This window comes from Billgrantia antri (genome assembly GCF_017868935.1).
GTDB lineage: Bacteria > Pseudomonadota > Gammaproteobacteria > Pseudomonadales > Halomonadaceae > Halomonas > Halomonas antri.
On the sequence record NZ_CP053383.1, the window covers coordinates 969,849 to 981,256 of the forward strand.

The 11,408-nt window shown below is 64.5% G+C and carries 12 protein-coding genes; 11 read left to right on the plus strand and 1 reads right to left on the minus strand.

Annotation, left to right across the window (positions count from 1 at the left end; all coding sequences use genetic code 11):
• Positions 1-238 precede the first annotated feature (238 nt).
• From rnr to hemH, 11 genes are all read left to right on the plus strand, one after another.
• Positions 239-2,638 (plus strand): ribonuclease R, encoded by a 2,400-nt coding sequence (gene rnr, locus HNO53_RS04630; RefSeq protein WP_209476628.1) that lies wholly within the window; start codon positions 239-241, stop codon positions 2,636-2,638.
• Positions 2,639-2,712: 74 nt separating this feature from the next.
• The gene (gene rlmB, locus HNO53_RS04635) at positions 2,713-3,465 is read left to right on the plus strand and encodes a 23S rRNA (guanosine(2251)-2'-O)-methyltransferase RlmB (protein ID WP_209478516.1); all 753 of its coding nucleotides are present in this window, start codon (positions 2,713-2,715) and stop codon (positions 3,463-3,465) included.
• Between the two features lie 166 nt (positions 3,466-3,631).
• Positions 3,632-4,012 carry a 30S ribosomal protein S6 gene (gene rpsF, locus HNO53_RS04640; protein ID WP_209476630.1) on the plus strand — a complete coding sequence of 127 codons (381 nt, stop codon included), beginning with the start codon at positions 3,632-3,634 and terminating at the stop codon, positions 4,010-4,012.
• A gap of 24 nt (positions 4,013-4,036) precedes the next feature.
• The gene (gene rpsR, locus HNO53_RS04645) at positions 4,037-4,264 is read left to right on the plus strand and encodes a 30S ribosomal protein S18 (protein WP_010629658.1); all 228 of its coding nucleotides are present in this window, start codon (positions 4,037-4,039) and stop codon (positions 4,262-4,264) included.
• A gap of 11 nt (positions 4,265-4,275) precedes the next feature.
• The gene (locus HNO53_RS04650; RefSeq protein WP_209476632.1) at positions 4,276-5,130 is read left to right on the plus strand and encodes a YybS family protein; all 855 of its coding nucleotides are present in this window, start codon (positions 4,276-4,278) and stop codon (positions 5,128-5,130) included.
• Positions 5,131-5,145: 15 nt separating this feature from the next.
• Positions 5,146-5,592 carry a 50S ribosomal protein L9 gene (gene rplI, locus HNO53_RS04655; RefSeq protein ID WP_181515385.1) on the plus strand — a complete coding sequence of 149 codons (447 nt, stop codon included), beginning with the start codon at positions 5,146-5,148 and terminating at the stop codon, positions 5,590-5,592.
• A 319-nt stretch (positions 5,593-5,911) separates the two neighbouring features.
• The gene (locus tag HNO53_RS04660) at positions 5,912-7,411 is read left to right on the plus strand and encodes a carbohydrate porin (protein WP_209476634.1); all 1,500 of its coding nucleotides are present in this window, start codon (positions 5,912-5,914) and stop codon (positions 7,409-7,411) included.
• Positions 7,412-7,573: 162 nt separating this feature from the next.
• On the plus strand, positions 7,574-8,962 hold the full coding sequence (gene dnaB, locus HNO53_RS04665; protein ID WP_209476636.1) for a replicative DNA helicase: 1,389 nt from the start codon (positions 7,574-7,576) through the stop codon (positions 8,960-8,962).
• A 76-nt stretch (positions 8,963-9,038) separates the two neighbouring features.
• Positions 9,039-9,332 carry a hypothetical protein gene (locus tag HNO53_RS04670; protein ID WP_209476637.1) on the plus strand — a complete coding sequence of 98 codons (294 nt, stop codon included), beginning with the start codon at positions 9,039-9,041 and terminating at the stop codon, positions 9,330-9,332.
• A gap of 154 nt (positions 9,333-9,486) precedes the next feature.
• Positions 9,487-9,789: a DUF6482 family protein gene (locus HNO53_RS04675; protein ID WP_209476639.1), complete on the plus strand. Its 303-nt coding sequence runs from the start codon at positions 9,487-9,489 to the stop codon at positions 9,787-9,789.
• 132 nt (positions 9,790-9,921) lie between these two features.
• Positions 9,922-10,995 carry a ferrochelatase gene (hemH, locus tag HNO53_RS04680; protein WP_209476641.1) on the plus strand — a complete coding sequence of 358 codons (1,074 nt, stop codon included), beginning with the start codon at positions 9,922-9,924 and terminating at the stop codon, positions 10,993-10,995.
• Positions 10,996-11,009: 14 nt separating this feature from the next.
• Here hemH and HNO53_RS04685 read toward each other — a convergent pair whose 3' ends face one another.
• On the minus strand, positions 11,010-11,402 hold the full coding sequence (locus tag HNO53_RS04685; RefSeq protein WP_209476643.1) for a Na+/H+ antiporter subunit G: 393 nt from the start codon (positions 11,400-11,402) through the stop codon (positions 11,010-11,012).
• Positions 11,403-11,408 lie beyond the last annotated feature (6 nt).

Below are 11,408 nucleotides of genomic sequence, written 5' to 3' on the forward strand. Positions count from 1 at the left end.
GCCCAATGCAAGAGCGCCCGGCGAAATTTCACCTCGTCGACGGCGTGAAAAAGACGCAATGCTCTGCGCGATTGCGTAAGGATCTTTCCTCGGATCGTACCGCCATGGTTGGGCCGAACCGGCACCGGCGCTATACTGCGGGCATGACAAACGACTTCATTAGCAACACCCTACGCACGCGGGCTCTTTTCCGCGCCCTTCCCGGAACGCTGCTCCCGTTGCCAAGGATGCCCCACGCATGACTCATTGGACGCTCAGCGACGACCCCCACGCCAGCCGCGAAGCCCACAAGTACGACAAGCCGGCACCCAGCCGCGAGTACCTGTTGGCGCGACTGGAAGAGTACGGCAAGCCGATCACCCATGAGAAGATGAGCCGCATGCTGGGCCTCGATGACGAGGATCTCCAGGAAGCCGTGCGTCGCCGGCTGGCGGCCATGGAGCGCGATGGCCAGGTGTTGCGCAACCGCGCCGGGGCCTATGCGCTGATCGACAAGCTCGACCTGATCAAGGGCAAGGTGCTGGGGCATCGTGACGGTTTCGGCTTCGTGCTGCGCGACGACGGCAAGAAACCCGATCTGGTACTGCCGCCGCGGCAGATGCGGCGGGTCTTTCATGGCGACTACGTGCTGGTGCGTATCAGCGGTCGCGACCGCCGCGGTCGCGACGAAGCGACCATCGCCGAGGTGCTGGCGCGCAATACCCAGACCATCGTCGGCGTCTATCGCGCCAACACCCCCGAGTTCGGCGTGCTGATCCCCGAGAATCCGCGCATCACCCAGGAGGTGATCATCCCCCACAGTGCCTGCAGCGGAGCTCAGGATGGGCAAGTGGTGTCGGCCCGTATCGTGCAGCAGCCCGAGACCCGGGTGCAGCCGGTGGGCGAGGTGGTCGAGGTGCTCGGTGAGCGTATGGACCCGGGTATGGAGATCGACATCGCGATCCGCAGCTACGAGATCCCGGCCGAATTCCCTCCCGAGGTGCACGATCAGATAGCCGGGATGTCTGCCGAGGTGGCCGAACAGGACAAGCAGCATCGTATCGACCTGCGCCATCTGCCGCTGGTGACCATCGACGGCGAGGATGCCAAGGATTTCGACGACGCGGTATACGCCTGGAAGACCAAGTCCGGGAGCTGGAAGCTGATCGTCGCCATTGCCGACGTGTCGCACTATGTGCGTCCGGGCAGTTCGCTCGACGAAGAAGCGATTCGCCGCGGCAACTCGGTCTATTTCCCCGGGCAGGTGGTGCCGATGCTGCCCGAGTTGCTCTCCAATGGGCTGTGCTCGCTCAATCCGCACGTCGACCGCCTGGCGATGGTATGCGAGATGAACATCTCCAAGAGCGGGGCAATCAGCCGCTATCACTTCTACGAGGCCGTGTTCCAGTCGCATGCCCGGCTCACCTACACCAAGGTGGCGGCGATTCTCGACGAGGACGATCCCGATAACGATGCGCTGCGTCGCGAGTATCGCGAACTGGTCAAGCCGCTCCAGGAACTGCACCAGCTCTACAAGGTATTGCGTCAGGCCCGCGAGGAGCGCGGCGCCATCGATTTCGAGACCACTGAAACGGCGATCGTCTTCAACGAGGAGCGCAAGATCGAGAAGATCGTGCCTCGGCAGCGTAACGACGCCCACAAGCTCATCGAGGAGTGCATGCTGGCGGCCAACGTGGCCACCGCGCGCTTTCTCGACAAGCACGACCTGCCGGCGCTCTATCGCATCCACGAGCGTCCCTCGCCGGAGCGTCTCGACAAGCTGCGTCTGTTCCTCAACGAGCTGGGCCTGTCGGTGGGCGGCGGCGACGAGCCGACGCCGCAGGATTACCAGGCCCTGGCCGAGGCGATTCGCGGGCGCCCGGACGCCGACGTGATCCAGACCGTGATGCTGCGCTCGATGAGTCAGGCGGTCTATTCGCCGCACAATGAAGGCCATTTCGGCCTGGCCTACCCGGCCTATGCCCACTTCACTTCGCCGATACGCCGCTACCCCGACCTGCTGGTGCACCGGGCGATACGCTCGGTCATTCGCGGACCGCGTCAGACCAATACCGTGCTGCGTGCCGAAGGTGCGCCGGTGGAGCCGCCCAGCAAGTGGTGCCCCTACACCTTCGAGCAGATGCTCGAGCTCGGCGAGCACTGCTCGATGACCGAGCGTCGTGCCGACGACGCCACTCGCGACGTGGAGGACTGGCTCAAGTGCGAGTTCATGTCCGACAAGCTGGGCGAGGTCTATGAAGGCACCATCGCTTCGGTGACGCAGTTCGGTATCTTCGTGCGTCTCGACGAGGTCTACGTCGAGGGGCTGGTGCACGTCACCTCGCTGCCTTCGGACTACTACCACTACGAGCCCGAGAAGCATCGCCTCAAGGGCGAGCGCACCGGCATGAGCTACCGTCTGGGCGACGGCGTCACCGTGCAGGTGGCTCGCGTCGACCTCGATGAGCGCAAGATCGATTTCGTGCTCGAGGACGAGAAGCCGCGGCCCAAGCGTCAGCCGCGCAAGCGGCGTGGTGAGGGTGAGGCAGCGTTCACGCCAAAGCCTGGTGCCGGCAAGGGAGCGTCCGATGACAAGGCTGGCAAGGGCAAGGGTGGCAAGCGGCGCCGTGGCCCGCGCAAGCCGAAGGCACGTGGCTGATGGCTTCAGGTCGCCAGGGCAAGCCGCGTAACGCGGGAAGAGGGGCAGCACGCCGCAAGCCGAACCTGTCGGGCATGCCTGCCGGGCTCGATGCGGTGTTCGGCGTGCACGCGGTGCGCGCCCTGTTGCAGCGAGGCGATAGCCCGCGTGTACTGTGGGTGCAGGATGGCGAGGCGCAGCAACGGCTGGCCGAGCTGGTCGACATGGCTCGGCAAGGCGGGGCACGAATCGAACGGCACCCGCGCGACGAACTGGACCGCCTGGCCGGAGAAGCCTCGCACCAAGGCGTCGTTGCCTTCACTGCACCGCTCGCTTTCGAGAGCGAGGCGTCGCTCTGGTTCAAGCTCGAGGCCTGGCCTCACGAGACGCCTCCTCTGTTGCTGGTGCTCGACGGCGTCACTGACGTGCACAACTTCGGCGCCTGTCTGCGCAGTGCCGATGCCGCCGGTGTGCACGGCGTGATCGTACCCAAGGACAAGGCCGCGCCGCTCAACGCCACGGTACGCAAGGTGGCTTGCGGTGCCGCCGAGAGCGTGCCGGTCTACCAGGTGACCAACCTGGCCCGAGCGCTGGCCCGGCTCAAGGAATTCGGTGTGTGGGTCACCGGCACCGCAGGCGAGGCGGAGGCGATGCTGTTCGAGGCCGATTTCGCCGGGCCTACGGCGCTGGTGATGGGCGCCGAGGGCAAGGGCATGCGCCGCCTGACCCGCGAGGCCTGCGACGGGCTGGTCAAGCTGCCCATGGCCGGCAGCGTCTCCAGTCTCAACGTTTCGGTGGCCACCGGGATCTGTCTGTTCGAGGCGGTGCGCCAGCGTCGCGGCGGTTGAGTCGCGGACTCGCCCTGCTCTTGCAACTGGGGGCGCGGGTCACTAGAATGCAGGCGCCCGTTCCTGTGTGAGCGGGCGTCATTATTTGACTATCACTCCTTGCTTCCCTTGAGCGCCTGTCCTGGACGGGTGTCACGCGGAAGCTGCCAACCCGAAAGGAGATCCCATGCGTCATTACGAGATCGTGTTCATGGTCCACCCGGACCAGAGCGAGCAAGTGCCGTCCATGGTCGAGCGTTACTCCAGCATCGTTACCGAGAGCGGTGGTACCGTGCATCGTCTGGAGGACTGGGGCCGTCGTCACCTGGCCTACCCGATCAACAAGATCCACAAGGCTCACTACGTGCTGATGAACGTCGAGTGCAGCGGCGAGACCCTCGAGGAAATCGAGAACATCTTCCGCTTCAACGACGCCATCATTCGCAGCCTGGTGGTGCGCTGCAAGGAAGCCATCACCGAAGCTTCGCCGATGATGAAGCCGGCAGACGACAAGCGTGCGCGTCGCGAAGAGAAGCCGCGCACCGAAGAAACTGCCGAAGCCAACTGATCGCACGTACCGAGGAGTCTTTACATGGCACGCTTTTTCCGCCGTCGCAAGTTCTGCCGTTTTACCGCTGAAGGCGTGAAGCAGATCGATTACAAGGATCTGGACACGCTGAAGGCCTACATCACCGAAACCGGCAAGATCGTACCCAGCCGCATCACGGGTACCAAGGCCCGTTACCAGCGTCAGCTGGCAACCGCCATCAAGCGCGCGCGCTACCTGGCTCTGCTGCCCTATACCGACAGCCACCAGTAAGTCGCGACTCGATGTTGCCGATAGCCCGATGGCTGATGCGCGGCACGCCCTACGCCGTAGGCGGAGCGGCATTGGCAGCGATCGTACCCTGGCTGTTCTGGCTGAGCGGTGCCATCGTTGCCCTGGTCACGCTGCGGCGCGGCCTGTCGCCAGCGCTGCCAGTGCTGGCAGCGGCTGCCATCCCTGCCGGATGGTGGTGGACGCAGGGCGACGTCATCCCGCTGGCCAGCGTGTTGCTGGTCACGCTGATGGCGGTGGTGTTGCGCTCCCGCATGCGCTGGGGCGAGGCACTGATCGTCGGCACTCTGGCCACGGCGGTGCTGGTCCAGCTCGGCATCTTCGTACCGCCGGGCGGCACCGGGCCACTGCTGGAGCAGCTGCGCCAGGGCTCGGACGAGATCGATCGCATGCTGGCGGAACTGGTACGCCAGGGCTATGACACCGAGCAGCTGGCATCGCTGCTGATCGGTGGCATTACCGGCCTGGTGGTGTTGATTGCCGCCATTGGCTGCCTGGCGCTGGCTCGTGCCTGGCAGGCGGGGCTCTACAACCCCGGCGGCTTTCGGCGGGAGTTCCATGCGCTGCGCCTGGCGCCGCGCGAACTCGGTCTGCTGGTGCTGTTCGGTGTGGTGGGCATGGTGCTGGGATTGCCGTCGCTCTCCATGCTGGTGTGGGTGCCGTTGCTGATAGCCGGCATGGCGCTGGTGCACGGCTTCATCGGGATAAAGGGCATGAACGGGCTGTGGCTGATCGCCTTCTACGTACTGCTGATCACCACCTGGCCCATGATTCTGATAGTGCTGCTGGCGGCCTTCATCGACGTGTTCGTGGATTTCCGCGGCCGTCTGGCCCCTCGCGGCGACTGACAAGAGGTTAACGAGATGGAAGTCATTCTGCTCGACAACATTGGCAAGCTGGGCGGCCTGGGTGACAAGGTGGCCGTGAAGCCCGGTTATGGTCGTAACTACCTGGTGCCCTACGGCCTTGCCGTACCGGCTACCAAGGACAACGTGGAAGCCTTTGAGGCGCAGCGCGCCGAGCTCGAGGCCCAGGCCGCCGAGCGCAAGGCGATCGCCGAGTCCCGTGCCGCCCAGCTCGCCGAGATCGAGCTGTCGCTGGTGGCCAAGGCCGGTGACGAAGGCAAGCTGTTCGGCTCCATCGGTCCGCGTGACCTGGCCGAGGCGCTGGGCCAGGCCGGTATCGAAGTCGCCAAGAGCGAAGTTCGCATGCCGGAAGGTCCGATCCGTCAGACCGGCGAGTACGACATCGACCTGCACCTGCACGCCGAAGTCGACGCCACCGTTCGTGTGGTCGTAGTGGCCGAGTAAGCCGCCGAGTCGGCTTCTAGCTAGCTAGATTGCGACGCCAAGGGGCGCGGGAGTTCTCCCGCGCCCCTTGTTCGTTTGGCCCGACATCGGCGCACGCGGATTTCGGCTTAGACATTGGTAGTAATATTACGGTTTGCCTTTGCGTCACGACTCTTAAACGATTAAGTTTTTGCCTGGTCTGGATGCGTTGGGCTTCAGGCTAGGGCAGCAGGGCCGTAAGGCATCGTCGCGATGCTTGTCTGAAACGATACAGTGCCGTGTTTCGCCCCGTCTCTCTTGTGAAACAAACGAACATACAACCATAAAAGGAACCACTGCGATGAAGACTGCCTTGCTACGAACCCCGCTTGTCACCGCCGTAGCCGTGGCCAGCTTCGGCATGATGGGGCACGCCGCTGCCGATACTGCCTCTCTCGAGCAGCGCCTGCTCGAGCTCGAGAACCGCATCGCCGCCGCCGAGCAGCGTGCCGCTGCCGCGGAGCAGCGTGCCGAACTTGCCGAGGCCCAGGTCGAGGGGCGTCTTTCCGCCGACGAGGTGGAGGAGCGACTGGCCAAGGTCGAGCGTCAGGCCAGCGGCGAGGAGGGCTTCTCGTTCAACGTCTATGCCCGTTCGGGGCTGCTGCTGGGCGAAGACCGCAAGAGCATCGAGGGCGGGCCCTACGTGACCCCGGCCGGCGGGCTGGGCGGCGCCGTGGGGCGGCTGGGCAACGAGCCGGATACCTACGCCGAGGCGATCCTCAACTACCGCATGCAGTTCGACAACGGCGCCAAGGCGCACTACCGCACCATGCTGGCCAGTGGCACCACCACCAGCAACGATTGGGACGACGACTCCAACCTCAACGTGCGCCAGGTCTACGCCGAGTTCAGTGAGCTGCCGAGCTTCACCGGTGCCTTCGAGAACGCCTCGATCTGGGCCGGCAAGCGCTTCGACCGCGACAATTTCGACATCCACTGGCTCGACAGCGACATCATCTTCCTCGCCGGTACCGGTGCCGGTATCTACGACATGCAGCTGGCCGACAGCTGGCGTTCGAACTTCTCGCTCTACGGGCGCAGCTTCAGCGACTTTCCCGTCGATAGCGAGAACCCCGACGATACCGGTTCCACCGATAGCCTGATCGTCACCTCCAACAACTACTTCGGCAACTGGCAGTGGATGGTCAACGGCCTGTCGGCGGCCGACAACGAAGAGCGTGACATCGACGAGGGACAGACCGCTGCCGACAGCGGCTTCCATACCATGGTGGCCTATCACGGCGACAGCTTCTTCGGCCTGGGCGAGGGCAACTTCAAGGCCGCGGTGCTGCACGGTCAGGGCCTTGGCGCCCAGGTCAAGGGGCTCGGCAGCGACGGCGACCTCACCGACGACGCCGCCGCGACGCGCCTGGCCCTCTACGGCACCACCTACGTGGCGCCGCGCTGGCGCGTGGCCCCGGCGATCCTCGCCGAGACCAGCGAGGACCGCTACGTCGAGGGCGACCAGTACGACTGGGCCACCTTCAACGTACGCCTGGCCAACGAACTCACCCAGAATTTTGAGATGCAGTACGAGGCCAGCTACCAGTGGATGGACCTCGATCCCCGCGGTCGCGGCGGCAACAGCGCGGTGGAGGGCGACTACACCAAGTTCACCATCGCACCGACCTTCAAGCCCCAGGTGGGCGGCTTCTGGCAGCGCCCCGAGATCCGCCTGTTCGCCTCCTGGAGCGACTGGGACGAGGAGCTCAACGGTTTCAACGGCGACGACGCCTTCGGAAGCGACGGCTTTACCGGCGGCCAGTGGAGCTTCGGCGTGCAGACCGAGGTCTGGTTCTAGGTTCCCAGTGCGGCCCGGCCATGGCCGGGCCACTGCTCGCGCACGGTTTCGATCCCTTGCCGCGACCGCTTTCGGTCGCGGTTTTTGTGGTTTTGAAAGGTAGGGTGGGCCCCGGCCATCGGGTAGAATGGCACGGCCCGTTCTCATCAAGGTTGCCGCACCATGAACGACACGCTCGAGCTCGATCAGGAAACCGCTGCGCTCAAGGTGCCGCCGCACTCGCTGGAGGCGGAGCAGTCGGTGCTCGGCGGCCTGATGCTCGACAACCAGGCTTGGGACAACGTCGCCGACCGGCTGGTGGCGGACGACTTCTACCGCTACGAGCATCGCCTGATCTTCAACGCCATGATCGGCCTCGCCGAAGCCGCCAGGCCGCTCGACGTGGTCACGCTGTCCGAGGCGCTGGAGGGGCGCGACCAGCTCGACACCGTCGGCGGGCTCGCCTACCTGGCCGAGCTGGCGCGCAATACGCCCTCGGCGAGCAACATCCGCGCCTACGCCGACATCGTGCGCGAGCGGGCCACGCTGCGCAAGCTGATCCGCGCGGCCAGCCAGATCGCCGACGGCGCCTTCAGTCCTCAAGGCCGGCCGGCCGACGAACTGCTCGACGAGGCCGAACGGCTGGTGTTCCAGATCAGCGAGGAGCGACCCAAGTCGGGCGGCCCCATCGGCATGAGCGAACTGCTGGCCAAGGCGGTGGACCGCATCGACGAGCTGTTCAACATGAAGGGCGAGATGACCGGTCTCTCCACCGGCTTTCGCGACCTCGACGAGATGACCTCGGGCCTGCAGCCCTCGGACTTGGTGATCATCGCCGGGCGCCCCTCCATGGGCAAGACGACCTTTGCCATGAACGTGGTGGAACATGCCGTTATCTCGAGCGACAAGCCGGTGATGGTGTTCTCCATGGAGATGCCGGCGGATGCACTGATGCTGCGCATGCTGTCGTCGCTGGGGCGTATCGACCAGACCCGGGTGCGTACCGGCCAGCTCGAGGACGAGGACTGGCCGCGACTGACGTCGGCGGTAAACCTGCTCAAGGACAAGCAACTATTCATCGACGATACGGCGGCGCTGTCGCCCAACGAGATGCGCTCGCGCATGCGCCGCCTGGTGCGCGAGCACGGCAATCTGGCGTTGGTGATGATCGACTACCTGCAGCTGATGCAGATCCCCGGCTTCTCCGAGAACCGCACCGGCGAGATCTCCGAGATCTCGCGCTCGCTCAAGGGGCTGGCCAAGGAGTTCGGCTGTCCGGTGATCGCACTCTCCCAGCTCAACCGCTCGCTGGAACAGCGACCCAACAAGCGGCCGGTGATGTCGGACCTGCGCGAATCGGGCGCCATCGAGCAGGACGCCGACGTGATCGCCTTCGTCTACCGTGACGAGGTCTATAATCCCGACAATCCCGACAATCAGGGCCTGGCCGAGTTGATCATCGGCAAGCAGCGTAATGGTCCCATTGGCACGGTGCACATGGCTTTCATCGGCAAGTACACCCGCTTCGAGGACCTGGCGCCGGACAGCTACGGCGATGCGTTCGGCGAATAAGCCTGGGCGGCGGTTGAGCCTGACGCCCGGCACCGTATAATGCCGAGCCCCCGACAGTCGTTTTCGAGGAGTGACCATGGCAGGCGGATTTCGGCGCGGCAAGCGCCAGCGCACCCCAAAACTGGAAGCGCGCGGCGAACTTCAGGCGTTGGAGCGTGAAGGTCCCTTCAAGGAGTGGCTGGGCATGCCGGACCTTTACCGTTTCCAGTTGGTCGTGGACGGCGAAACCTACAGCTACCAGACCGAGGACGCCGAGCTCGCCGTGGCGGTGGGTGACCGCGTGGTGTTCCGCTACAAGGAGACCAAGGCGGGCAAGTGGGTCGACCGCAACTCGCTGGCCAAGGCGATCGATCCCTCCGATTATCAGTAGCGCCACGGGCGCGAATAGCGGAACCCTCGGACGTCTCGGCTGTCATAATAATGATATGCCAGCGTCATGCAGATCACATCGGGCACAGTCATGCTGTGCCCGACGCATATCTCGCATAGGCCAATGGAAACAATTCCAGGACATGGAGGGAACCATGGAATTCGAACAGCTGAAACAATTCGTCTCCCGACACGACAACTTCGAGGTGCGGGTCATCACGCACTCCGGCAGCCACTGCTATCAGGTGGAGCTGGAGGATGTGGAAGGGGGGCGTCACCTGCTGACCCGTCGCGGCAAGCCGACCGTCTTTCGTTCGTTGGAGGACGTCTATCTCGAACTGCAGCGCGCCGGCATTCATCGCGCCTTCCTGGTTCAGCACGTACCGCAGGACGAGGTGATCGGCCGGGACACTCATTATCACGACCCGCTGACGTCACGCATGCCGCTCGTGTTCTAGCGTCTGTGCTGGTCTATTCTTTAACCTTGATCCAAGTTATACAAATCGTCTTTATAGTATAACTTCATGCCCTGTGCGCTCCTCGCCTGATACAATGAACGCTTCTTTCTTCACGCATGAGGAGCGCAGCGCATGGCCGCATCGCAAGTGCAACCGAGCCCGGCGGAACGCCAACGTCCGGCTCATGCTCCGGCGGATCACCCCGCGGTACCAACCCCCCGGATCGGCATCGTGCTGGCCAACCTGGGAACGCCGGACGCTACCGACTACTGGTCGATGCGCCGCTACCTCAACGAGTTCCTTTCCGACAAGCGCGTGGTGGACTATCCGAGCTGGAAGTGGCAACCACTGCTGCAGCTGATCATTCTGACCCGGCGTCCGTTCAAGTCGGGGGAGGCCTACCGCAGCATCTGGAACACGCAGCAGGACGAGAGCCCGCTGCTGACCATCACCCGCGAGCAGACCCGCAAGCTGGCCGAGACGTTGACGGCGCGTCATGGCGATCGCGTGCTGGTGGACTTCTGCATGCGCTACGGCAACCCTTCCACCGATAGCGTGCTGCGCCGTATGCAGGCCGCAGGCTGCCAGCGCATCCTGTTCTTCCCGCTCTACCCCCAGTACGCCTCGCCGACCACCGCCACCGCCAACGACCAGGCCTTTCGCACCCTGATGAAGCTTAAGTGGCAGCCGGCGCTGCGCACCGTGCCGGCCTACTTCGAGCATCCGGCCTATCTCGAGGCGCTGGCCAACTCGGTGCGCGAGACCTATGCCGCCACCGAGACACCGCCCGAGGTGCTGGTCGCTTCCTATCACGGCGTGCCCAAGCGCTTCCTGCGCGAGGGCGATCCGTACCATTGTCAGTGTCAGAAGACCACGCGGCTGCTGCGTGAGCGGCTGGGATGGGAGGAGGGGACGGTACAGACCGCCTTCCAGTCGCAGTTCGGCCCCGAGGAGTGGGTCGGCCCGCAGACCGTCGATCACGTGGCCGAACTGGCGCGCCAGGGCAAGCGGCATATCGCGGTGATCTCGCCGGCGTTCGCCTCCGACTGCGTGGAAACCCTCGAGGAGATCAACGAGGAGATCCGCGAGAGTTTTCTCGCTGCCGGCGGTGAGCAATTCACCTACGTTCCCTGCCTCAACGAGCGCGACGATCATGTCGCCGCGCTGGTCGCGATCGCCGAGAACGAGCTGGGCGGCTGGCTGTAGCCAGCGGCCCGACGTCAGCCGTGGCCGCGGTCGGGGTGGGGCACGGGCTTCTCGCCGATTTCCTCGGGACGTAGCTCGGGTGGGCGCCCGCCGGTCTCGTCGATGTGCTTGAGCTGCATGTGCAGCCCGGTCTTGGCCAGCAGGTGGGCGCTTACCGGTGCGGTGATGAACAGGAACAGCGTGATCAGCATTTCCTGGATGTCGGGCTTGCCCTGGGTGACCCAGAAGTAAAGCATCGAGGCGATCAGCATGCAGCCGATGCCCAGGGTAGTGGCCTTGGTGGGCCCGTGCAGGCGCATGTAGAAGTCGCGCAGGTGGGCCATGCCCAGCGAGCCGATGAAGGCGAAGGCGCCGCCGGCAACGAGGAAGAAGGCGATCACGCCTTCGAGGATCACGTACAGGGTCATGGAGCC